Source organism: Catonella morbi ATCC 51271, from assembly GCF_000160035.2.
Classification (GTDB): domain Bacteria; phylum Bacillota; class Clostridia; order Lachnospirales; family Lachnospiraceae; genus Catonella; species Catonella morbi.
This window is the reverse complement of record NZ_KI535368.1, coordinates 98097-122535: the sequence shown is the minus strand read 5'-3', so window position 1 is coordinate 122535 and position 24439 is coordinate 98097. Positions and strand designations below refer to the sequence as shown.

Below are 24439 nucleotides of genomic sequence, written 5' to 3'. Positions count from 1 at the left end.
ATTCACGCCATAAGTCACAGGCCTCTTATCTCGCATAGCACAGTAGGATAAATTATTAGTTATCACTTTTCAAAGCATTACATTGTCTGCAAAGGACTTGCAGATTACTCACAACGGTTTTTCCACCTTTATTCATCGGAATTATGTGATCTATCTGGAAAGGTATCCTGTTTGAATATGCTTTCTTACATATTGCACATTCATATTGCCCTTTATTATTTAAGGATGCTTCAAATGTTTTGTCCCTTAATTCCTTCTCAACATCCGGTGCTACTTTCCCAATCTCATTAAGAGGCATGTCCTCAAAATTACGTTTACCATATTTCACATTACTTTCTTCCAGAAATATATCTTTATCTGTAATTTTAAGAATTTCCAATTCCAACTGCTTCATAAAATATATTTTTCTTCCAAAGAAAAGTCTAAGTAAGTTGTCATCATTATTTTCCCAGATTCCGTCCAGATACTCACTCTTCTTCCTTGGTCCCATATCTTCATCTACGATATGCTGAGCAAGGATTGAAATATCAAGTTTATTTTTATCAATATCATCGAAAGTATAAAAGGTAGGAACTTCATCATATTGAGCATAATATTTCAAAATACTTTTAATATCTCTGCTCTCATATGGCGGAACCATTTCACCACAGAAATATGATGATCTGCACTGTTCTTCCAGCTCTTCTAATAATTCATCACTAAGATACTCTTCCTCAATATCGAATACCTTAAATAACTCAGGTAAAGAATCCATCAATTTTTTATAAGCTTCTTTCGTACTATCATATACCATTACCTGATAAGATAAATCCATGCCGTCTTCTTCCAAATATGTAAAAGCATACATTCCAACAGGTATTCTTTTAACAAATGGAACATTCTCCAGTGCAGATGTATCAATCGTGTCATCCAACATTGATGCAAACTCTTCAATTTTTGAAATTGCAATCGCACTAATTTGACGCTTATCTCTATTAGTGTCAATATCTTGAAATTCTCCTTCACCGCTAAACAATGATGCAGGATTGCACCAAGCAATGTTTTCATTCCACTGATCCACAAAGGATACTATATAGGCTTTTGATGTTCCTCCTGCAGCTGTACCACGAAGTGCCCGTCCAATCATCTGAGTCATTAAAATCTTTGAAACCGTCGGTCTGGCTAAAAATACAGTCTTAGTCTGCGGAAGATCCACTCCCTCTGTTAAAATATTAACATTGATTAGCACCTGTAACTCTCCATCTCGATACTTTTGAAGCTTTCTCTCATTCTCTTTTCTTGATATCGTCACACCTGTTATCTTGTCTCTAATATCAGATACAATATAATCAGACCTAATTCCGGCCTTTGTAAACAGCTTACTCAGGGCGATTGCATGCATAATATTTACCGCAAATACAATGGTCTGCCCATATTCATCTTTATTTTCTACATATGTATCAACTATTAACTTATTACGTGCTGCATTTGATGCCATTTCTTCAGCAAGTTCATCAGGTAATACATCCAATCTCTGAATGCTCTCTAATGCATCCAGTCCAAGATTTACACCAAAGTCTTCATCTGTGTATTTGCATTCAAAAATCGGTGTAGATAATATTCTGGCATTTATTAATTCTTTTAAACCAATTTGATATGTTATCCCCAGATTACCTTTTACCGCACTTCCCGAAATGTCAACACCATCTTTAAATATTTTTGCCAAAAGTCCTTCTTCTTCCTTTGCTGTTCTAAATGGTGTTGCTGTAAGACCTAACAACTTTAAATTAGGAACTCGTTCTTCAATATATTTTATTATTTTTCTATATGTTTTTGCTGTAGCATGATGAGCTTCATCAATTACAAGATAAATTTCTTTTTCTCCTTTAAGCCATTTATCAAGTACCGACATATTTCGCCCTATACTGTCTTTACTTAAAATCAAAATATTGTCTTTTTCGGAAATATCTATACTTCTGTCATGGCTTGATGACCCTGAAACTATTCTATATGTAAACTCACTTATATGTGGCATTGCTTCTGCATACGCAAATTTTTGGAAAGATTCTGCCGCCTGATCTAATAACATTTGTCTATGTGCTATCCATATTATTTTTTTCTTTTTATCAACCGCATTTTTTAAAAGCCAGGTTGATGCTGTATAAGTCTTTCCACCACCTGTTGGCAATACAACAAGCGTACTGAAAGAATCCTCTTTATCAATTAAGTTTAGCTTTGCCATCGCATCTTTTTGATGATTATAAGGAACTCTTGGATTAGTACCTTTTTTTGATATTACAGTTCCGTTTGATTTTACTTCAATAAAGTCCATCATTTCTTCCCCCAATATTAATACATAATCAGTTTACAGAAACATGTTATCATCAAAGCATTAGAAATACAATCTTTTTTAATACTAAATACAATTCGTGTATACTTATTTTTGTTTATTTTGTATAGTAAACTCTCAAATTTTTGTTTACTTTAACGTTGGCTAAAAAGTAAAAATATCTTATAATTTTATTTGTAAATATGAGCTACAATAATTATTACAATTTTTATTTTTCATATTACTCTGTAAATTTCTATAAAGGCATCAAATTCTTCCCGGTTATTGTGGCTCATATCTATGTTAATTCTAAACTGAGTATATCTTTTCTCTACTTAGCAGGAATTTCTAAGTTTATATTTTCCAAAATATCTGCTATAATAGCCATATAGGCATTATAGCAAATCCTAGGAAAGAAAGGACTACAATGCCAACCAAGAAAGAATTTGAAGAATATGCCAGAGGGCTGAACCCGATTGATGATTTGATGTTTAGCAAGATGGCTGAAAGCAAAGAGTTTTGCGAAGAAATACTCCGAGTCATCCTAGATGATGATGAACTCATAGTTACCGAAAATATACCTCAATGCAAGGTGGAAAATCTGCAAGGGCGTTCTATAATTATGGATGCAAAGTGTGTAACCGGAGACGGGCGGCATATTAACATCGAAGTCCAGAAATCAGATAATGATGACCATCTTAGAAGAGTCCGTTATAATGGCTCTGTATTAACTACAAATATAACGGAAACCGGAACAAAGTTTGAATTTGTTCCTGATGTCTGCATAATATTTATATCAGCCTTTGATATGTTTAAGAGCGGACTTCCGCTATATCATGTGAAAAAAGTAGTTATGGAAACGGGGCAGGTTGTAGAGGACGGGCTTACCGAAATATATGCAAATACAGTAATCGACAACGGTTCAAAGTTTTCCAAACTGATGAAAGTGTTTACAGAAAATGATACTTACAATACAGATGAGTTCCCTGTGACAAGTGAAATTAAATCCAGATTTAAGTTTGAAGAAGGAGGTGCTATAAAAATGGATGAAACTTTACAGAGATGGATGCGTGAAAGTGAGGAAATTGGTGAGAAACGGGGTAGAAGAGAGGGTGCTAAAAATGAAAAAATTAAAATTGCCGGTGATTTGAAGAAAAGAGGTTTCAAGGATGAGCTAATTGCGGAAATTACAGGGCTTTCAGAGAAGATGATTATGGCTTTGAAAATCCCGAACTTATAACAAAATTTACTGGTCTGCCAATGGATGGTGGTTATGGCTCTGTAAAAATCTCCGGTATATTTTACCTATAAGATAGGTATTGCGTTTAGCTTAGCTAATATATACCACAAATCTTGTTGTTTCCCTGCTTGCTACATTTTATGGGATAATTGAATATACAAATTATAATGATTTTAAGTAGAAGGTCAAAATAAAATTACTGCCAATATTGTAACCAAAATCGGGGTTACATATTGGCAGTTTTATTTTATACTACTTTTTTACACATTGTTGAGTCTCAAAATGAAACTTTACAGAAATTGAATTTTCTTAATATATTCACCTTTTTTATTCGTTAACTTTTTTCTATACCTGACATAACATCAATATTACCTCAAACTGCTAACAAAATAAACAAAAACAATATCGTTCAGGTTGCATTTACAGGTATTTAACATCTGCACTTAACACGCAGTCAAGTTTACCCTTAAACTCAAAGCGGCATACCCCACAACAAAATGTAAAGTATGCCACTTATACAACATATTTTATACCAAATTTGATGTTTTTATTCTCATCAAGTACATTCTTTAGAATCCGAATCGATGCTATAAATATCCTATTTACTAAAATAATTCTCCAGCCACTGTACAGACCTTGCTATTGACTCATGTGGATTTTCCCAATAAATTGAATCATTGATTTCCAAATCAATAAGTCCGTCATACTCGTACTCTTCCAACGTTTTAAGATATTTTTCCAATGGCAATTCGCCATCACCCAAAATATAATGACAACTATCTGCAAAATGAATAAGTTGTATTCTGTCTCTACCCAATTCTTCAAAATATTCTTTTAAACTTTCTCCGGCTACTGCCATAGCCACTACATCTACACAAACATAAAAATTGGGGGAATTCACTTCTTGCAAAACTCTTTTTACATCCTGCAAATTGACCACCAGATTACTTTCATAGGGTTGAAGTTGTTCTAACAATAGTTTGATTCCCTTCTCTTCCGCCAATTTAGCAATCCTTTTGAATGTATCAATCAAATATCCAAAAGATTCCTCTCTGAAATGATCCAAAAGCCCACATCCGGAATTGATAAATAACTTATCTGTTCCCAAATAAAGAGCATCTTCCATTGCCATTGCAAAATAATCAACAGTTCTTTTCCGAACCGCTTCATCCGGTGAAGAAAAACTATATGGATATGCTAAAGTCTCCGGTGTATATACAACCACCTTTTGACCATTATTCTTCATCTTTTGCTTCATCTCATTCAGCTTTTGTCTGGCATCTTCTATAAAAGGATAGTCCAAGCGGCAATAATGTGGAATCGCTCCCCAGAGATCAACCATCTTAATACCACATTCCTTCATCGACTTCAAATAATAATCAAATGAATAGTGAAAATATTGTACACTCATAACTGCAAATTGATTGATTGAAATTTTACCCATCTTTTTCCTCCTATCGCTTTGCATTTCGATTAAATAATCCTCTTGATTTACATCCTCTTTTGTTATGAAAAATATTATGCCATTAATAAGAAAACTGCCTGTAATACCTACGTATCGTCATCGGATGACAAAATTCTTTTTCCATATAAGCATCTACACGATTGTTAACTGCACGAATTACCAAGTGAGAAATCGAACCTCTAAATTCCGGACTGATTCCTTTCAGTTCATAGTCTTTTGTATCAATAATGGTATAATTCCGACAAACTCTTGGTAAAAAGGCTTTTACCCTTTCACTTAAAGGTCTTTGTTCATCTTCACTGATAAATAAGGTAATAGGTGTTTCCGCATCTACAATTTCAAGCATGCCATGGAAAAATTCTCCGGAAGTAATAGACTTGGTGCGAATCCAAAGCTGTTCTTCCCAATAACACATAGCGTAGGAATAAGTACTGCCCCAGGTACTACCTGCTGCCACAAAGTAATGTGGCATTTCCGGATGCTTCTTATAAGCTTTGTATTTCTTTTTAGCATATTTTCGGGCAAAGTCATCCGCTTCTTTTTCTACTTCAATCAAAATATCCGCCAGATGTGTTTCCATCTCCTGATTATATCTTTCATATTCCGGAAATTCTCCATTATTGTACATCAGACGATTTGCAACCATAAAAAATTTTAATTGCTCATTCATTGGATAGGAAATACACCAGTTACATTGCTCCACCATTGGAGAATCCGGCTTATCCACAAAGCCGAACACTCTTGCTCCAATTTCTCTGACCTTCTCTATAGCTTTAACCATTTCTTCCGTGCTCCCTGTCACTGAAGAAAAAATCACTAAAGAATCCTTAGTCAGCCTTTTGTTTCCTGTTGTGATAAACTCTGCCGCATTTTCCACAAGTACGGATAAACTGCTTTTGCCTCTCATATATACTTCCACCTGCATACCGGATGCCCAGGTACCACCGATTCCTAAAAAGAAAATATGATCAAAACCCTGTTTTTGAGCGGAATCTATTACTTTTTCTATTTCAGGTCTTAAAGCAAGAGCCCCATTGACGCTATCTCTTTGCTTTTGCTCATCAAATTTCAGCATTGAATTTTCCTCCTCTTATTTGTGAAAATGAACTGTAAAATTACACTTATCTCCACGAGTATATGATTTTGAGTATTCAATTACTCGATGATTATCATCATAGGTTGTACAAGAAAATAAAAATACTGCCTGTGTATCATCAATATTCATCAATCTGGCATCTGACTTGGTAAGTCGTGCCAAATCGAGCGTTTGCCAGGCTCTGTTTGGATTTACACCGTAAAATTTATATATTTCAAACATACTGAATACGGAAATATCCACTTCTTCCAAATTGGGTACTAAGTTATAAGGAATGTATATTTCCTGCATAGCAATAGCCTCTTCATCCGCAAAATCCAAACGTTTGATATAGTAGATAACATCCTCAGGCTTAATCTCTAAAATCCTTGCAATATGCTCACCCGCCACTCTGCATTCCCGAATTAGAATCTTTTTTGCCGACTTTGCATTTTTTTCATTCATGGTTTGAGAAAAACCTCCCAATACTTCCAAATCTCTCTCAAATTTAACCATTACATAAACACCCTTACCCTGTACTCTTTTCAATAATCCTTCTTTGACAAGAGCATCAATGGCATTCCTAACTGTCAACCGATTGATTCCGTATGTCTCTGCCAATACGTTTTCCGATGGAATAGCTGTTCCCGGTGGATACTCTCCATCCTCAATCTTAGCACGCACTACTTCTCTCAGTTGCAGATAAATAGGTGACTGATAATCTATTTCTTGTTTTATTTCACGCTTAATTTCTTCCATTTTTCACAATAATTCCTCTTTACCACGCTCCATGGTATCCAATAGTTTGACTGGCATTTTCAGCTCCCATTTTCATACAATCCAAAATATTTTTTTCTTCCATAATACCTTTTAAAAAGCCCGCAATATAACTATCTCCTGCACCCATAGTATCTACTACCCGGCATGGTACAATTCCAAAAAATGTAAAGTCATTTCCATCATACACAAGGCTGCCTTTCTCTCCTAAAGTAACAATCACCAACTTCGGTCCTTTTGCATGAAGCTCTTTCATTTTTTGTCTTAATTCCTCAGTATCACCAAAATCTGATGCGAAAAAGAAATAATCAGCTTGCAAAACCGCTACCTGCGCTGCTTCATCCTCCGGACGAGTAGCTGCATCAAAAGCAATTCTCACCCCTTTTTGCTTCATTTTCTTCAAATCACTGTGAACATTACCCCAAAGACCTGTTACCACTAAATCATGACTGCACAGAAAATCAATTTCCTCTTCTGTCAACTGAAAATCTGCTAATACACCTTCATCATAGTCTCCAAAGACTCTGTCACCATTGACCAGTTCTACATAAGTAATTGCCGTATTCCCTTCCACAAAACGTACATGAGATGTATCCACTCCCTTTGCAGCAATGCTGTCTTTCATCAACTTACCATAAGAATCCGTACCTACTACCCCTGTATAGGATGCCTTTCCTCCAAGCCTGACAAAATAAACCGCCACATTAACCGGATTTCCACCGGGATATGCCTTATCCTTCAATTTATATACATCCATACAGTTATCTCCAACTGCAGCCAGTTTCATATTCTACCTCCGCACCTTTTATTCTGTTATTTTCGTGTCAATTCACTTGCGAAGCAAACCTTTTCCGATATAATAATTTCCTTGAAACTCTCAATAATTCTTTCATTTTCATCCAAACTAATTCCGGTTTGATAAATCACCGGTTTTCCAACTTCTGTTTCTAACACAGTTGCTTCCCACTCATCGCAAGTAGAAATACTTAGCTTGGAGACACCACTTTTAGTACAAATACCGTATTCTTTTTCCAAAATATAGTACAATGAATTCTGTGAAAAATCATATTGATTTAAATTCGGAAAAAATTCCGCATTCAAATATACTGTAGATATAACTACCGGTATATTGTCCAAATATCTTACTCTTTTTAATAGCCATAGCTTATGTCCTAAAGGTAATTTCATTATCTTTCCCAAACTCTTGGTCACTTCTGTCAATCTAACTTCCAAAACCTTTGTAGACACCTGTCTTCCAGCAAGTTCTGCTGCTTGTTGGAAACCTCTGGCATCCTGTAAATTTCTCATCAGCTTTGTCTGTGCTACATAAGTACCTGAGCCATTTTTATTATAGATTCTTCCCTCTAAAATCAGTTGTTTTATCGCTTTTCTGAGAGTAGAACGGTTACAATTCCAAAGCTCACACATCGTTCTTTCAGAAGGAAGTCTATCTTCTGCCTGCAATGCATTTTTTACAATATAATTTTCAATTTTTTCTATAGCTTCCTCTCGTGGTTTCATACTCTTCTCGTTCAAGGCAGATATTCTCCAATTCATCATTTTATTGCATACTTTGCGCTAAAATAATCTTAGGACATCATCTGATAAATGTCAACATTAGACCGAGGATGCAGTATTACCACTACTGTTTAGCCTCTTTATTTTTCTTTTCCCAGAAATAATAAACAGGAAGACCTGTTACTACTGCTACAATAGCACATATAATTCCAGGAATTGGTGCCCATACAAAGGTTGACCAAATCAGAGTACCTGTCATAAACATAGCAATTCCTATCATCAAAAATCTCGCCGGCATTCTATAAGTAGGCTTATAATTTGGTTTATTTCTTAGCACAATAATAGTTCCGAAAGTCAGGAAATTCTTCAATAATGCTACTAAAGTAAAGTATCCCAGTAAATCTGATAATGAAGTTGCAAAAATCAAAATAATCGCTACTGCACATTGCACAATAATAGAAAAATATGGCGTTTCATACTTTGGATGTACTTTAGCAAAAGACTTAAAGAAAAGACCATCTTTTGCCATTGCATATTCGATTCTAGGCTGGAACATAATACAACTGGATAAAGAACCTACAACTACAATAATTGCCATGATTGCTACTACTGTACCTGCATAACTACCGATAACCGGAATTTTGGATGCCATAAGAGCAATCGGAGCTTCAGATGCTGCCAATTCTTCTACACTTAACAAGCCTGAAGCTGCCACTGTTAATCCTACATAAAGTGTCAAAACAATAATTGCTGTCAATATAAGACCTTTTGGCATATTTTTTTCAGGTTCTCTTATTTCACCTGACATATAACAAGGAGCACCCATTCCATCAAAGGACCATGTAGTAGCGGAAATACCGGCCAGCAAGGCTGTAAATCCTGTTGCTGCTGCCCCTGCCATTGGTGTTGCAGATAAAAATAGTTCTCCTTTGATAAAAAAGATACCCATACCAATAATTAATACAAAAGGAATGATTTTCAAAGCGGTAATAACCGTTTGAAACCTGCCACCACTTTCTACAGAACGAAGATGAACTACCATAAAAATCAACACCAAAACTACCGCTACCATGCGTAACACAATTCCTTCCGTTGGTACAAAAAAGCCTAAATAATTTGCAATCGCAAGTGCCATAATCGAAATTGATGGTGGATCAGTCGCCCAGAAACTAATCCATCCGCACAGAAAGGCAAGAGGTCTGGAACCCGCTTCTTTAAAATATACATATTGTCCGCCATCTTCCGGAAAAGCACTGGCTAATTCCGCATAACAAAAGTTTGCCGGGATTTGCACCAAACCACCAATGAGGAAAGCTAATACCAAAAGCATACTACTACCTGCTGCTCCGGCCACTTCCCCCAATGAAGAGAAGATTCCCGAACCGACCGTTGTTCCCACACCTAAAGCAATAACTGCACCAAGCCCTAATTTTCTTTTTAATTCATTAGTACCAACTTCTTGATTTTTGTTTGACATACGCTTTTCTCCTTAATTTTTTCACTTAATGTTAATTATGTAACAATTCTTTCAATTAAATATTTGTTCAAGAGAGGCTGTTCTATTTTTGTAAATATGAATTATATACTAAAAGCCCGCTTCTTTCATCATACTTCTGACATTGTCAACAGCACGTCTGGAATAGAGTCTTGGTTCATTAATATAATTAGTCACAAGCTCCAAGGTAGCTGTTCCCCGATAGTCCATTTCCTTTAATTCCTTGAGCAATTCTCTTAACGGAATAGTTCCTTCTCCAGGAACCAAATGGGTATCTGTACCGTAATCACCATCAATTAGATGAAGATGATACATTTTATCTTTCAGTTTATCAAAATATGCCAAAATACTTTCATGTTGAACAAAAGGTGGCACCAAATCACACATTCCCACCACATAAGGTGAATTCACTTTTTCAAACAATTCCACTGCATCATTGGCACTTTTAAATGCATTGCTTTCAAATGGAGTCAATGTCTCTACCACAAGCTTCACACCTGTTTTTTCCGCATGCTCAGCCAATTCTCGAACGGTTTTTAACATTCTGTCCCAAATCTCTTGGTGCGAAGTTAAATATCCTGCATGAGAAGGGGATATCAGCATATAGTCACTTCCTAACTCTTTTGCCATATCCAGGCAGCACTTCAAATAATTAACCGCATCTTGCCTTTGCAATTCACTGCCAATCATAAAATTATATGGGTAGGCATTGTGTTCCGGTGTATATCCGAGAACCGGAATTTCGTATTTTTCTATCAATGACAGTATCTGCTTGATTTCTCCTGCCTTTAAATCATAGGCATAGGCATGTGGACGTCCTCCCCACAATTCTATGAAATCATAACCAAATCTCTTGGCATCCTCAAAACAATGTTCCAGAGGATTCCTTTGATAGCCTGATGTAAATAAACCTAACTTCATTATATTGACCTCCTTTCATTATTTTCTTTCATAATGATTTCCTACTTTGTTTTTTTATTTATATAAGTTTATATATTTTATATACCAATTTTAAGATACCATTTTTTGTATATATTGTCAATATTTTAATAATAATTAAATTAAATATTGTAATATAATTGTATTTACCTACTTATTATTATGTTATTTTCAACATAAATTAGTATTTTGTCATTTTATTCTTGAATAGTTATTCCAAATATGATACCATCAATAAAAGTGGTATATACATTAAAGTATCTTATTTATTAAGGAGGCGTGTATGATAAAAGCTGACATCTTACTTCTTTCCAACTATATTTTTACCGGAATGTCCAAAGAACCTATTAATGGCTTTATTGCTATAAAAGATGACAAAATCATTGCCGTAGAAAATGAACATCCTGAACTCTATTATGGCGAAAACACCTTTGTCTTAGATCTTAAAAATCAACTAATTTTACCCGGTTTTGTTGATACCCACTGTTTTTTCACCGGATATTTGCTTAGTATTTCAGGCATAGACCTCAAAAATTGTAAAACGGAAGGTGAAGTTATCCATGAAATTACAAATATTCTTCATACCGATCAAGACTGCTTTTTGGGCAAAGGGCTTTCCCCTAATTTAAAAGGATTGAGCATGACCTATTTAAGTGAAAAATTTCCTGATACAGCAATTATCTTATTTACAGCTGATGGAGAAAGCTGCTATATGAATCATGCTGCACAAGAAAAATTTAATTTCACTCCCGATAAATGCTATTCCGAAGGCTATCCAAAATTGCTGTCATATCTGCTTAATCAAAAAGAGAATTCTCGATCAGAATTTCTAAATTACTTGAAAATGTTAAATAGTAAAGGAATTACATCTATCAAAGAAATGGGCTTTGACGATTTTTCCGGTTTTACAGACATTATCAAAGATTTGGAAAATGAACAAGCGTTAACAGCCAGAGTTCACTTTATGAGCCAACCAGTTGCTTTTCCTATGAATCTGGATTATGGTTCCCAAATGCGTGAAAAATTTCAATCTGATTTTGTCCGTTTCTCCGGCTTCAATCAAATGACAGATGGCTCTATCAGCCAATTAGAAGGCGATATGAAAACTCCTTATTTATGTGCTCCCACCTGCTGTCAAAAGGAAATTCCCTGGACAACTCTGGAAGAGGATGTACTTAACGCAGATAAACATGGCTTCCGTTTTTCCCTACATGCACAAGGTGATGCAGCTATTGCTAAAAGCATTGCCATCTTTAATAAATGTCAAAAAAATCAAGACGGAACTTTAAAACATCGCCATGCTATTACCGATTTGGAATGTAGTGACGTACTTGACTTAGCAAAAATGGGAGAATTGAATATTATCGGTGAAATCTATCCACAAATAATGTCCATTACCAACCGTCAGGATAAAATTGCTATGATTGAAGAAAAAATCGGAATGAATCGTGGAAAAAACTATTGGAATCGCCGAAAAATGATAGATAATGGCATCACTTTGTCCTGTGCTACTGACCTGCCTCTGCTTTTTGATAATATTCCGGAATCTATTTATCATTCTGTAGGAGGTTTTTTCCCGGAAGGGGGAGAAACTTTTAACAAAGAAAATACTATTACTACAGCAGAGTTGCTGACTGCTTGGACATATGGTGGCCAATACAATTTAGGGCAGGAAAACCTGTTAGGTACACTAGAAGTCGGAAAATTGGCTGATATTACTGTATTGGATAAAAATGTTTTTACACTTACATTTGATGATATACGCAATGTTAAAGTTTCTATGACTATGGTAAATGGAAAAATCGTTTACCAAAAATAGTACAGGAGGTTATCTCTATGAGTATACAGCATTATTTTATGGGAATTGATACCGGTACCAATTCCAGTAAGGGTGTAATTATAGATCAAAATTGTGAAATTATCGCAACTCATTCAACAGAACACATTATGACTAACCCACGTCCCGGGTATTATGAACATGATGCCGAAAAGGATTGGTGGGGAGATTTTTGTATTATCAGCAAAGCATTGATTGAAAAAAGTACCGTAAATCCAAATGATATTCTTGCCGTCGGTATAAGTGCTTTGGGAGCGGACTGTCTCCCTGTAGATGAAAACTGTAATCCCCTGAGGCAGGCTATTTTATATGGAATTGATTCCAGAGCTGTAGAAGAAATAAAACAACTTACAGAAATGTATGGCGAAATACAAATCAAAAAATGGTATGGCAGGCCAAATCCTGAACTTTGTGCTCCTATCTGCCGCCCTGAACAACTGGCGGAAATATTGGAAGCCAATGATATTGCCGGACATGTGACCGAAAAAGCTGCTTTAGAAACCGGACTGGCAGTCGGTACACCCGTAATTACCGGCACAGATGACTCCGGCACGGAAGCTATCAGTGTAGGTGTTGTTTCTGCCGGCAAAATGATGATTCAATTCGGTTCTTCTATATATATGATTTTGGGAACAAAGGAATTGGTGGATGATGACAGACTTTGGAGAGAAAATTTCATTGTTCCTAATTTATGCGATATATCTGCCGGCACAAATACAGCAGGCTCTCTAACAAAGTGGTATCGTGATCACTTGTTCCGGATGCATTGGAACAGGAAAATTCCGGCGGTGAAGATGCCTATCAAACTATGATGAAAGGGGTTGAAGCCGTCCCTATTGGTAGTGACGGTTTGATTACTTTACCTTATTTTGCAGGGGAACGCACCCCAATTAACGATCCTTTTGCCAGTGGCTGTATTCTAGGGCTTACTCTTGCACATACCAGAGCCCATCTTTACCGTAGTGCTTTAGAAGGTATAGCCTATTCTGTTCATCAACAAATTAAAATGATGGAAGAACATGAGAATGTAAAAATAGAACAAATCTATATTGTAGGTGGTGGGGTTAAGAATGATGTCTGGATGCAAATTGTTTCTGATGTATTGGGCAGAGAAATACCAAAAATATCAAGTTATTTATGAGCGTATGTATCCACAGCTTAAAACATTTATGCACGAACTTACCCATTGTTGGAAATAGTTTCTGTCTACAGTTGTAGAGAATTGTGACTATATTATAATGTTATATAGAAATTCCCGCATTTTCTCCCAAAAGAAAATGCGGGAATTTCTCTTATTACTAAAATAAATTTTAGTAAACCTAATATCTTAATCAGCCAATGCCTGGCTCAAATCTTCAATCAAGTCCTCAATATCCTCTATGCCACAAGAAAGTCTTAGGATTTCATCAGTAACTCCGTATTTTAATCTGTCCTCCTTGGACATACACTTATGAGACATAGTTGCAGGGTGAGAAATAATGGACTCTACTCCACCAAGACTTACTGCGAATATAGGTATCTTTATTCTCTCTATGAATTTATCCATATCCTCTTTCTTGCGGAACTTAAATGAAAGTACAGCTCCACCCGAACTTGCCTGACTAGTGTGTATTTTATAATATCTACAGGTAGGTATGCCCGGATAATAAACAGTTTTAATCTTCTCCTGCTTAGCTAAAAACTCTGCAATAGCCGCTGCATTAGATACAGACTTTTCCATACGCAGTCCCATAGTCTTCATTCCACGAAGTATCAACCAGGCATCCTCAACTCCCATTATAGCACCGAAGTTTTTCTGGAAAAACCCAAGACAACCTACATACTCATCGCTGTTGGTGGCTATCATGCCTGCCACAACATCACTGTGACCGTTTATGAACTTTGTCATACTTTCTACAACAATGTCCACTCCCAATTCAAGCGGGCGCTGATAAAACGGGGTCATAAAAGTATTGTCGGCTATTGTTATCAAATTATGTCTCTTTGCTATCTCCACAAGTTTTCTTATATCGGAGACCTTCAGAAGAGGATTGGATGGAGTTTCAATGTAGAGTATCTTCGTATTTTCTTTAATACTGCTCTCTACAAGTTCTAAATCATCATAATCAAGAAGTGAAACTTCCATTGATAGTCTTGGCATAACCTCCGTGGCAAACTGGAAAGTACCTCCATAAACTTCACTCGGAAAAATCACATGACCGCCTGCTCCCGCAAGCATAAGTGCATTACTGATGGCCGCCATTCCTGATGAAAACACAAGTCCATGTTTTGCTCCCTCAAGCTTAGCTACCGCACTTTCAAGCGCCATTACTGTAGGATTACCAAATCTTGAATAGCTGTATTTTTTACCATCCACATAACAACTCTTCTGGTCAAATGTTGAAGTCTGATACTTAGGTATGGAAGCGGCACCTGTATAGCCATCTATTACAGGATAGCCATGTAGCATCTTTGTATTTATTCCTTTCAAAATTATCACCTCTTCAATCTAAAATTATTCATCCCATAGCCACAAACCCCTTAAATTTAATAATGTAATTAACAAAATCAATTTTAAGACTATGACTATGGGAAAACATTTCGTTTATTTTATTTCTTTTTAGAGTTCAAATGAAAATACGCTACAATAGGAAGAATTACATAACCTATTATCATAGCTGTAATAGCATACCAGTTAAGATGCGCTACTCCATCCTCACCTGTAACTGAGAACTGTCCCTTCCAGTTAAATTTGTAAAGGAGAAGAACTGTAAGAGCCACTGAAATTATTGGTAAAACCACATCTGTAATAACATTTTTCTTAGCATCAATGATTTCCTCTTTCTGTTTGCCCATAAAGAATACAATTACGCCGAGAGGAACTATGATAAACTGTGCAAATCTTGCAATTGAACTGATTATCATTATACCCTGCATATCATACATAAATGACATAGGCACTACTATTGCAAGTGCAGCAGTAAGAATAAATGCATTCATAGGAATATCTTTGCTGTTACGTTTTCCAAGAAAAGCAGGAAGGATACCATCTTTAGCCATAGCTTCACATACTCTTGGAGCGTGGAAGGATGAAGCTACATTGATACCAAACATAGAAATCAAAGCACCTATAATAATGATTCCTCTGATTATTTTATTTCCAAAAACTGCTGCAAGGATAACAACCTCATCTGACTGTACAAGGGCAACAGGATTTATCATCATTGCGACAAGTACTATACCAAAGTAAATAACTGCAATTATACCAATAGCAAGAGGAATCGCTCTTGGAAGGTTCTTTTCAGGATTTTCCATATCACTTGCACCTGAAGCTACACTTTCAAAACCGGTAAATGCATAGAAAGCTGAAATTACAGCAGTTACAAACATAGTAGCATCCATTGTAGGTATTAAAGAACCGCCTTCGGCGTTCTTAAGCATATCTACATCTGTAATATGATTTTCACCTGTCATAATTATAATCACAATACCTGCAACTATGGTAATCGCAAGAGCTGCTACCTTGCCGGCTGTGGAAAGGTCACTTATAAGAGTTAAGAAAGCAGTACCCTTAACATTTATTATAAATAAAATGAGCATGAGTACCAAAAATCCTATAGTTACATTTACAAGATTTTTAGAGTCCATTCCAAGTATTGAAAGAGCGTTCTTTACTACACCTGTAGCCATAACCCCCCAGGCAATACTTGCAGATACATATCTGGTTACACCGATGAACATACCTGTATTGGCTCCAAATGCTGCCTTTGCATAGGAATATGCCGCCCCGTTTTTAACTACATACTTACTTGCTGCTGCAAAAGTGACTGCAAGCACTGCCGCAAATACAGCTGCACAGAGATAAATAAATGGCGCCATACTGCCTGCCTGTTTGGTAACACCACCCGGAGACAGGAAAATACCCGTACCTATGATTGAGTTGATGGTCAGAAATACTATAGACCAGAATTTCATTTTCTTATTCATTAGAAGCCTCCCTTACAAATCTTGTAAATAATTTATTCATCATTTCTACTGACTCATGTAGCATCTCAGGATGCCACTGAACACCTACCAAAAACGGATAATCTGTCTTTTCAACAGCCTCTATAATACCATCCGGTGCTGCAGCTGTCTTAACAAGACCATTACCAACCTCTTTTATTGCCTGATGGTGGAAAGAATTTACCATAAATTTCTCCTCACCAAATATTTCAAACAATTTAGAATTCTTATCAACCGTAACTGAATGTGTCACCCTGGCAGGGTTATTTACCTGATTATGCTTAAGCACATCTATTCCCATATAACTTAAGTCCTGATATAGGCTTCCCTTAAAATAGGTATTGATAATCTGTACTCCCCTGCAGATTCCAAGCACAGGCTTCTTCGCCTCAAGAGCCGCTTTAAGAAGACCATATTCAAAATCATCTCTCTCAGGGAAAGTATCACCGAGTTTAGGCAGGGGCTCTTCTCCATAATTCTTAGGGGTAACATCCTGTCCTCCCGAAATCAGAAGTCCGTCTACCATTTCTATCTGAGCCTTAATAACCTCTTCATTCTCATTGAACGGAATGATAAATGGTACTCCGCCATTCTTAATTATAGAGAGAATATAATCATTATTTACATAGGATCTCTTATAACCTGCGAAATTACCTGAAGTATCAATTATCAGACTGCCAGATATTCCAATAACCGGTTTTTTCATGTGTTTAATTCCTCCCATCCTGTATTTTGTTTTACTGTTCTGTAGTAACTATTCTGCCTTCCATCAGCTCGCAGGCACTTAGTGTCACACTCGTGTGGAAGTACCGGAGATGCGCTGCTTCTCTCCCTTGTGATGAATAGTTACATTTTGTACTTCTTTTAATATATGATACAAGTGTCAAAAGTATAAAAATTCGATGCAAGCTTGCTTGCAAGAGAATTTATTATCTTTTGACACGCAAAAAATATGAGTAAGTAGCCATTTTTTGTAAAAAAATGAGCGGATTACGAATATTTTTGCAAGGACCCGGAGAGGTGAAGCCGAAGCAATCCTGTATCATTGGGTGTCAAATACTTTTGACACCCACATCAATATATACTTAGTTTACATTTTTTAAGTTATATTGTAAAATAGTACTGGTTTTATTCTAAATAGAATTTTTTTATTAATTTTCGTTAAATTTTACTTAAAATAAAATTTTTACCGCTTTTACCTGCCATAAAACAGTTTTGATTTATACATGGTTTTTAACAATAAATTATTTGATTATTAGTGAATCAGAGGTAAATATGAACAATATAGAAAGTGTTCTTGGCAATTCCATTAAAAAATGTAGAACAAACAGACATCTTACACAGATGGAATTAGCTAAATTGATAAACAAAAGCAATACTACCCTTGCAAAGTACGAAAAAGGGGAAATTAGCATAGATGTTGCTACCTTGGTTGAAATTGCCAAAGTACTTCAGGTTCCTCTGGAATATTTTATTGAGGCTATAAAAGAAAAATCCGAAAAAACTGCTCCTCCACAGTCAGATTCTATTATTCCTGTCTTTTTTAGCAGCAAAAAACTCTATCTTTACTTTTGGGACGGCAGAAATAATTCTTTGAATACTTCTGTCCTTAAAATCCTTGAAAAAGAAGAGTTTACGCCTAATTGTTATAAGGCTGAAATTTACATGAACGTCAAAAATGTGGATGATTATATCTTCTGTGAAAACGCCTATGAAGGGAACATAGAGTTTCATCATATAATTACTAATATCTATATGAAACATAAGGCTACACCAATAGAAAAAATTACTATACATATACTGGAGAATTTCACCCCAACCGAAACTAAAATGGGACAGTTTACAGGCGTATCCTTCCGCCCTGTCACTCCTCTTTCCTTTAAAATGCTCTTCAGTACCAGACCGCTTAAAGAAAATGATCCTGTACTTAAGAAACTTGTGATTGATAAAGAAGATATCAAAAGGCTTAAAACAAATAACTTCTTCTCCGTAACGCAAAACTGGTAGGCTTATCGCCTACCGGTTTTTCATCATTCCTTAACATTAAACTTGAATACTGTTGTACTTCTATACTCTTCGCCCGCACCTATTATACTTGATTTAAAACTTTTCTCATTGCAGGCATTTGGAAAATATTGGGGTTCAAAGCATATTCCTGACCTTTTTCCATAAATAACTCCTGACTTACCTTTTTTATTTTCAAGAAAATTAGCGGTATATATCTGCATTCCCGGCAAATCCGTCATTACTTCCATTGAAATTCCTGTCTTATCCGAAAATAATTCAGCTGCCTTCACTATGTCACCTTCTACACTGTTTAACACATAGTTATGATCATAGCCCTTTGCTATCTTTATATAATGATAGTCTGAGTCTATGCCCTCACCTATGTCCTTCATCTTTCTAAAATCCATAGGAGTTCCCTCAACATTTACCAATTCACCTGTAGGTATCATGTTGTCTGCTATAGCAGTAAATTTATCAGCATTTATACAGAGTTTATGTTTAAGGATATCTCCCTCTCCGTCCAGGTTAAAATAGCTGTGATTTGTCGGATTTATTACAGTGTCCTTATCCGAAACACCCCTATATTCAAGAATAAGTTCGTTATCTTCTGTAAGTGTATAGGTTACGCTAAGTTCAGCCTTTCCCGGAAAACCCTGCTCCATATCCTTAAAAGTATGCATAAATCTTACTCTTGTTGCAAATTCATCTTCAAAAACATCTGCATCAAATAGCATATAGTGAGAACGATCTGAGCCGCTGTGAAGGTTATTTTCTCCATCGTTTTTTTCAAGCTCATAGGTAATTCCGGCTATAGTAACTTTAGCTCCCCCTATTCTGTTCGCATTCCTACCTACAAAGCTTCCCAGGGCTTCCTCATTATCATAGTATCCGTCTACATTATCATATCCGAGATTGACATCAATAAATTTTCCGTTTTTATCAGGTACAATTATATCTTTTACAATAGCTCCCAGATTTAACAATGTAACCTTCATTCCATTTTCATTGCTGATAGTATAAAGTTTCACATCTGAGCCGTCTTTTGCTTTTCCGAAATTACTGATTTCTACCTTCATAATATCCTCCTCCGTTAAAACTTTCATATACTAAAGAATTTCCTATACATACATTATACAAAATCCACTATAAATTACAACAATCAAATTTCTTTCTTTTCAGTTTGACTAAGTTTGATAAATGTTTTAATTTTGTCTATTCTGTACATTAAAGCTTCCAAACTTTGTACACTTTGTCATTGTCTGAAAATTCAAAATATATTATAATATCACTATCTTGTTACTTCTAAAGCAAGAATTCTATTTTATATTTTTCAAATGTCTGCTATAATGTCCTTAATGGTATTGTAGCAGATTCTTCAGAAAGAAAGGACTATAATGCCAAAAAGAAAAATCAGAGAACTTTCAAGACTTTTAAATCCTATAGACGATGTGATGTTCAGAAAAATGGCTGAACATAAGGAGTTTTGCGAAGAGATCCTAAGAGTAATCTTAGATGATGACAACCTAATAGTAACAGAATCCGGAGCACAGTGGGAAGGCACAAACCTGCAGGGACGTTCTGTAGTGCTTGATGCCAAGTGCATATCCGGAGACGGAAGGCACATCAATATTGAAGTCCAAAAAGGAAATGATGATGACCATCTAAAAAGGGTGCGCTACAACGGATCTATCCTGACTACAAATATAACTAATCCCGGCACTAAGTTTGAAGCTGTACCCGATGTCTGCATTATATTCATATCTAAATTTGACATATTTAACTGTGGGTTTCCTGTCTACCATGTAGATAAAGTGGTTCGTGAAACCGGTGAAATCATTGATGACGGGCTTACTGAGATATATGTAACCACAGTTAAAAAGGATGATTCTAGAGTTTCAAAGCTCATGGAGCTGTTCATAAAAGACGATGCTTATAATACGGAAGATTTCCCTGTTACAAGCGAAATTAAGGCTAGGTTTAAAATAAGCGAAGGAGGAAGAAAAGAAATGAATGAAATGTTAGAAAAGATTATCAGAGAAGAAAAAGAAGAAAGTGAAAAGCGTGGCGAAAAGCGAGGCGAGAAACGAGGTAAAAAAGAAGGTGCTAATGAAGAAAAAATCAGAATAGCAAAGGATATGAAGAAAAAAAGTTTGCCTTTTAGCCTGATTGCAGAAATTACCGGCCTGCCTGAGAAAAAAATTCTGGCTCTGTAACATATTTAATGATATACCAACTATCATCCACAAAACCGGTATTTTTTAACTTAATACTTTTAAACTCTAATTTCTCTAATTTAAAAATATCAGTTTTGTGGATTTAAAAAGGCTCTCTGCATAAAATAGCAGTTTTACAGAGAAGCCTTGAAAGAATTTTAACTAATGCAGGAATCAATCATAAGGTTACGCTGCATACTTTACGCATGCCTTTGGCTTATTCACAGACTTATTCTTCTGTCTTTTTAATCATAATCCCAAGTTCATCAAGCTGCTTTGTATCAACTGTATTAGGTGAGCCAAGCATTAAGTCCATTGCATCCTTATTCTTAGGGAAGGCAATTACCTCTCTAATATTCTCAGCACCAGCAAGGAGCATTACAAATCTGTCTACACCGTAAGCAAGTCCTGCATGAGGTGGAACTCCGTACTTAAAGGCATCAAGCAGGAAACCGAATTTACTATGTGCTTCTTCCTTAGTAAAACCAAGGAGTTCAAACATTTTCTCCTGCACATCATTCTGATAAATTCTCACAGAACCGCCGCCAAGTTCATAGCCGTTTAATACTATATCATAAGCCTTAGCCCTTATGCTGCCCGGATCTTTATCTGCGTTTTCCCAGTCCTCTTCCATAGGGGCTGTAAATGGGTGATGTTCAGCCTGGAATCTATTTTCATCTTCATTCCAGCCAAGCAATGGGAATTCCACTATCCAAAGGAAGTTAAATTTAGACTTGTCTATAAGTCCAAGTTCTTCACCAATGTCAAGTCTTAATGCTCCGAGTACATTCCATACAAGTGCAGTCTTGTCTGCCGCAAAGAGGAGCAAATCTCCCTTTTCACCTTTCATAGTCTGTACAAGTTTATCAAGCTCCTCCTCTGTCATAAACTTTGAGAAGGAAGACTTGTATGTGCCGTCTTCATTCACAGCAAGATAAGCAAGTCCTTTTGCACCAAAACCCTTAGCCTTATCAACAAGTGCATCTATCTTCTTACGAGGCATACCTGCCTGCCCCTTGACATTTATACCTCTTACGCTTCCGTTCTTCATTTCAAGAGCTGATGTAAATACTCCAAAGCCACAGCCCTTAACTACCTCAGACACATCCACAAGTTTCATTTCAAATCTTGTATCGGGCTTATCTGAGCCATAGTCATTCATAGCATCCTGCCATCTCATCCTTGGAAGAGGAAGTTCTATATCTATTCCCTTTGTTTCCTTCATTATGTGTTTGATAAGTCGCTCATTTACTTCAAGCACATCATCCACATCCACAAAAGAAAGCTCCATATCCGCCTGTGTAAACTCCGGCTGTCTGTCCGCCCTTAAGTCCTCATCTCTAAAGCATCTTGCAATCTGGAAATACCTGTCAAAGCCCGAAAGCATAAGAAGCTGCTTAAGTACCTGAGGAGACTGTGGAAGTGCATAAAAACAGCCCTGATTTACACGGCTTGGCACAAGGTAATCTCTTGCTCCCTCAGGGGTGGAATTACACATAATAGGTGTCTCTACCTCAACAAAGCCTTCGTCTGCCATAAAATCACGCATAAGGCGGAGTACCTTGCTCTTAAGCATAAGCTTTTCCTGCATATCAGGTCTTCTAAGGTCAAGATATCTGTATTTAAGTCTTAATTCTTCCTTTGTTTTAAGGTCATTTACAATTTCAAAAGGAGTGGTTTCAGACTCTGAAAGTATCCTAGTTTCCTTAACCCTTATTTCAATATGTCCGGTAGGAATGTTCTCATTGACTGCAGCTCTCTCGGTAACTACACCGGTTGCGGCGATTACATACTCATTACGAAGCTTAGCGGCTTTTTCAAAAACTTCACTGCCGCAATCCTGCTCCTCATATACAAGCTGTAAAATACCGGAACGGTCTCTGAGGTCAATAAAAATAAGACCACCTTTGTTCCTATACTTGGCAACCCATCCCATAACCGTAACTGTCTTGCCAATATCTTCCTTGTTAAGTTCCGTGCATCTGTGGGTTCTATGCATACCCTTCATTGATTCTGCCATAATACCATCCTCTTAATCTATAAAATTTCTTATGCTCCATGCCTCATTGAAAATAATTTGTCATATAAAAAAGGCATATTGGGAATATTATATGTCATTCCGTCTATAAATACTATTTCCATTCTTTTACGTCTGTAAAGAAAAACACTCTTTACCTGAGGCAGCCATGCCATAAAAAGCTGACATTCGATGCTGTTTTCAGATAATAAATTTGATAAGATTTCAGTCGGTGTAAGTTCGTTGAAAAGCTGTCTCTCAGAATCCCACACCATTACATTTCCATCTCTGCCCATCAATTCTTATCTCCTTATCCACCTGCTAATTTTACTTCCAGTTCTTCAAATTTTACTTCTGTCTCATCTCCGGTTTCCATATTTTTAAGTTTAACCAAACCGCTCTCCGCTTCATTTTGTCCGATAATTACAGTGTAGTCAACTCCGAGTTTATTCGCATACTTCATCTGCGCCTTTACCGAACGGTCAAGGTAATCGGTTTCAACTATCACACCTTTATTTCTGAGCTTCGTAACAATTTCAAAGGCTTTTGCCTTAACTTCATCCCCCATAATTCCTACATAAAGCCTAGGATGAGGCATTTCTCCAAGGCTTACTCCCTCTTTTTCAAGGAAATAAAGTATACGCTCAATTCCCATACCAAAGCCTACTGCCGGTATATTCTGCTTGCCGTCTATTTCGTTTATAAGCCCGTCATATCTTCCGCCTCCACAGAGGGTAAAGCCATCTTTATCCACAAATTCAAATACTGTCTTGGTATAATAATCAAGTCCTCTAACTATACCTGTGTCTATTTCAAACGGAATATTTAACTCTGTAAGCATTTTCTGCAAGGTATCAAAATGATTTTTGCACTCTTCATCAAGAAAGTCTAAGGTTCTTGGGGCTTTCTCAACTATGGCTTTGCAGCTTGGCACCTTACAGTCTATAACCCTTAAAGGATTTTTCTGCATTCTTACCTTGCAATCCTCGCAAAGCTCGGCTTCATAGCCCTTAAGATAGCCTAAAAGCGCATCATTATATTTCTTTCTGCATTCTCCATAGCCTATGCTGTTAATATGAAGTTTCACATCCTTAAGCCCTATTCTCTTTATAAATTCACTTACAAGAGTAATAAGCTCAACTTCTACCATAGGACTTGGTGAACCTACAAATTCCACTCCAAACTGGTGATGCTGTCTGAGTCGTCCGCTCTGAGGTCTTTCATACCTGAAAGCCTGAGTAAAATAAAACATCTTGATAGGCTGAGGCAGAGCATATAGGTTATTTTCAAGATATGCCCTTATTGTTCCTGCCGTACCTTCAGGCTTAAGACTGATTTCTCTGTCACCCTTGTCCTTAAAAGTATACATTTCCTTCTGCACTACATCGGTAGTGTCACCAACACTTCTATTAAAAAGTACTGTATGTTCAAAGGCCGGAGTAATAATTTCTCCAATATTGTAAGCGCTGCAAAGTTCTCTTGCTATAGCCTCAATCTTTGTACGCTTCCACATATTTTCTCCGAACCAGTCCTGAGTTCCTTTTGGTCTGTTAGTTATCATAAT

Annotated in this window: 21 protein-coding genes; 6 read left to right on the top strand and 15 right to left on the bottom strand. The window is 36.4% G+C overall.

All coding sequences use genetic code 11. The features are described 5' to 3' along the window. Positions 1 to 55 precede the first annotated feature (55 nt). Positions 56 to 2314, bottom strand: a complete 2259-nt coding sequence (locus GCWU000282_RS07630; RefSeq protein WP_035040011.1) for a DEAD/DEAH box helicase family protein — start codon at positions 2312 to 2314, stop codon at positions 56 to 58. Between the two features lie 421 nt (positions 2315 to 2735). Between GCWU000282_RS07630 and GCWU000282_RS07625 the strand changes: the two genes are divergently transcribed. After that, positions 2736 to 3548, top strand: coding sequence for an Rpn family recombination-promoting nuclease/putative transposase (locus GCWU000282_RS07625; protein WP_023354489.1), 813 nt, complete (start codon positions 2736 to 2738; stop codon positions 3546 to 3548). A 598-nt stretch (positions 3549 to 4146) separates the two neighbouring features. Here GCWU000282_RS07625 and GCWU000282_RS07620 read toward each other — a convergent pair. From GCWU000282_RS07620 to frlC, 7 genes are all read right to left on the bottom strand, one after another. Beyond that, a complete protein-coding gene (locus GCWU000282_RS07620) occupies positions 4147 to 4992 on the bottom strand; it encodes a sugar phosphate isomerase/epimerase family protein (RefSeq protein WP_035040009.1) in 846 nt (281 codons plus the stop codon). 82 nt (positions 4993 to 5074) lie between these two features. Next, positions 5075 to 6088, bottom strand: coding sequence for an SIS domain-containing protein (locus tag GCWU000282_RS07615; RefSeq protein WP_023354487.1), 1014 nt, complete (start codon positions 6086 to 6088; stop codon positions 5075 to 5077). A 15-nt stretch (positions 6089 to 6103) separates the two neighbouring features. Next, on the bottom strand, positions 6104 to 6847 hold the full coding sequence (locus GCWU000282_RS07610) for a GntR family transcriptional regulator (RefSeq protein WP_023354486.1): 744 nt from the start codon (positions 6845 to 6847) through the stop codon (positions 6104 to 6106). A gap of 19 nt (positions 6848 to 6866) precedes the next feature. Continuing rightward, the gene (gene frlD / locus GCWU000282_RS07605; RefSeq protein ID WP_023354485.1) at positions 6867 to 7652 is read right to left on the bottom strand and encodes a fructoselysine 6-kinase; all 786 of its coding nucleotides are present in this window, start codon (positions 7650 to 7652) and stop codon (positions 6867 to 6869) included. Positions 7653 to 7678: 26 nt separating this feature from the next. Next, positions 7679 to 8401, bottom strand: coding sequence for a GntR family transcriptional regulator (locus GCWU000282_RS07600; RefSeq protein ID WP_242828942.1), 723 nt, complete (start codon positions 8399 to 8401; stop codon positions 7679 to 7681). A 106-nt stretch (positions 8402 to 8507) separates the two neighbouring features. Beyond that, entirely contained in the window at positions 8508 to 9860 is a 1353-nt protein-coding gene (locus GCWU000282_RS07595) for an amino acid permease (protein ID WP_023354483.1), read from the bottom strand. Between the two features lie 108 nt (positions 9861 to 9968). Next, positions 9969 to 10799, bottom strand: coding sequence for a fructoselysine 3-epimerase (frlC, locus tag GCWU000282_RS07590; RefSeq protein ID WP_023354482.1), 831 nt, complete (start codon positions 10797 to 10799; stop codon positions 9969 to 9971). 301 nt (positions 10800 to 11100) lie between these two features. Here frlC and GCWU000282_RS07585 point away from each other — a divergent pair, with 301 nt between their 5' ends. From GCWU000282_RS07585 to GCWU000282_RS17080, 3 genes are read left to right on the top strand one after another with little or no spacing between them, the layout of a single operon-like run. Continuing rightward, entirely contained in the window at positions 11101 to 12636 is a 1536-nt protein-coding gene (locus GCWU000282_RS07585) for an amidohydrolase (protein ID WP_023354481.1), read from the top strand. 17 nt (positions 12637 to 12653) lie between these two features. Next, positions 12654 to 13466 carry an FGGY family carbohydrate kinase gene (locus GCWU000282_RS07580; protein ID WP_023354480.1) on the top strand — a complete coding sequence of 271 codons (813 nt, stop codon included), beginning with the start codon at positions 12654 to 12656 and terminating at the stop codon, positions 13464 to 13466. Then, the gene (locus tag GCWU000282_RS17080) at positions 13463 to 13795 is read left to right on the top strand and encodes an FGGY-family carbohydrate kinase (protein WP_023354479.1); all 333 of its coding nucleotides are present in this window, start codon (positions 13463 to 13465) and stop codon (positions 13793 to 13795) included. Before GCWU000282_RS07580 ends, GCWU000282_RS17080 begins: the two co-directional genes overlap by 4 nt. 186 nt (positions 13796 to 13981) lie before the next feature. On the opposite strand, the gene GCWU000282_RS07575 is transcribed toward GCWU000282_RS17080, so the two are convergent. The 3 genes from GCWU000282_RS07575 to GCWU000282_RS07565 all read right to left on the bottom strand — a co-directional run bounded on the left by GCWU000282_RS07575 (position 13982) and on the right by GCWU000282_RS07565 (position 17344). Continuing rightward, positions 13982 to 15124: a trans-sulfuration enzyme family protein gene (locus GCWU000282_RS07575; protein ID WP_242828941.1), complete on the bottom strand. Its 1143-nt coding sequence runs from the start codon at positions 15122 to 15124 to the stop codon at positions 13982 to 13984. A gap of 119 nt (positions 15125 to 15243) precedes the next feature. Continuing rightward, positions 15244 to 16620, bottom strand: coding sequence for an APC family permease (locus GCWU000282_RS07570; protein ID WP_023354477.1), 1377 nt, complete (start codon positions 16618 to 16620; stop codon positions 15244 to 15246). Continuing rightward, positions 16613 to 17344 (bottom strand): gamma-glutamyl-gamma-aminobutyrate hydrolase family protein, encoded by a 732-nt coding sequence (locus GCWU000282_RS07565; protein ID WP_035040006.1) that lies wholly within the window; start codon positions 17342 to 17344, stop codon positions 16613 to 16615. Before GCWU000282_RS07565 ends, GCWU000282_RS07570 begins: the two co-directional genes overlap by 8 nt. Positions 17345 to 17913: 569 nt before the next feature. On the opposite strand from GCWU000282_RS07565, the gene GCWU000282_RS07560 reads away from it, so the two are divergent. Next, positions 17914 to 18645, top strand: coding sequence for a helix-turn-helix domain-containing protein (locus tag GCWU000282_RS07560; RefSeq protein WP_023354474.1), 732 nt, complete (start codon positions 17914 to 17916; stop codon positions 18643 to 18645). 23 nt (positions 18646 to 18668) lie between these two features. Here GCWU000282_RS07560 and GCWU000282_RS07555 read toward each other — a convergent pair whose 3' ends face one another. Then, positions 18669 to 19721, bottom strand: coding sequence for an aldose epimerase family protein (locus tag GCWU000282_RS07555; RefSeq protein WP_035040004.1), 1053 nt, complete (start codon positions 19719 to 19721; stop codon positions 18669 to 18671). A 318-nt stretch (positions 19722 to 20039) separates the two neighbouring features. Between GCWU000282_RS07555 and GCWU000282_RS07550 the strand changes: the two genes are divergently transcribed. Continuing rightward, positions 20040 to 20858, top strand: coding sequence for an Rpn family recombination-promoting nuclease/putative transposase (locus GCWU000282_RS07550; RefSeq protein WP_023354472.1), 819 nt, complete (start codon positions 20040 to 20042; stop codon positions 20856 to 20858). 229 nt (positions 20859 to 21087) lie between these two features. Here GCWU000282_RS07550 and aspS read toward each other — a convergent pair whose 3' ends face one another. From aspS to hisS, 3 genes are read right to left on the bottom strand one after another with little or no spacing between them, the layout of a single operon-like run. After that, on the bottom strand, positions 21088 to 22878 hold the full coding sequence (gene aspS, locus GCWU000282_RS07545; protein ID WP_023354471.1) for an aspartate--tRNA ligase: 1791 nt from the start codon (positions 22876 to 22878) through the stop codon (positions 21088 to 21090). A 29-nt stretch (positions 22879 to 22907) separates the two neighbouring features. Continuing rightward, positions 22908 to 23171, bottom strand: a complete 264-nt coding sequence (locus GCWU000282_RS07540) for a hypothetical protein (protein WP_023354470.1) — start codon at positions 23169 to 23171, stop codon at positions 22908 to 22910. Positions 23172 to 23185: 14 nt separating this feature from the next. Further along, positions 23186 to 24436 carry a histidine--tRNA ligase gene (hisS, locus tag GCWU000282_RS07535; RefSeq protein WP_023354469.1) on the bottom strand — a complete coding sequence of 417 codons (1251 nt, stop codon included), beginning with the start codon at positions 24434 to 24436 and terminating at the stop codon, positions 23186 to 23188. Positions 24437 to 24439: the final 3 nt, after the last annotated feature.